The following is a 344-nucleotide window of genomic DNA, read 5'->3' as shown; positions in this document are numbered from 1 at the left end:
GATAAGAATCAAACGTTATTTGTTCGTGAAGCGAATACTATACCTGATTTGAAAGATGCAGAAGAAAAGTTAATATTGGATACGAAAACCTATGACCACGTCGGAAATTTACTGTGGGCCCCAGAATTTCATATCATAGAAGAAGATCTTTATATATTTCTAGCAGCGACACCAGGAGAATTTTTCCATCAGGAAGCACATGTTATGAAATTGAAGGAAAATGGAAATCCAGCAAATAAGAATGACTGGTCTGAACCGATCCGTGTGGTCAAAAAAGACGGCTCTTATTTATGTGAAGCAGGAAAGACAATTTCATTGGATATGACATATTTTCAATGGAGAGG

At 36.6% G+C, this 344-nt stretch carries 1 protein-coding gene; it reads left to right on the top strand.

Annotated features, from left to right (window positions below):
- Positions 1-344, top strand: a 344-nt coding sequence (locus AOA60_RS32910) for a hypothetical protein (RefSeq protein ID WP_218240951.1), incomplete at both ends; no start/stop codon positions are given.

The sequence above is a fragment of the Pseudomonas sp. 2822-17 genome (assembly GCF_002742485.1).
GTDB classification, from domain to species: Bacteria; Pseudomonadota; Gammaproteobacteria; order Pseudomonadales; family Pseudomonadaceae; genus Aquipseudomonas; species Aquipseudomonas cyclaminis.
This window is presented reverse-complemented; position numbering and strand designations above follow the sequence as displayed.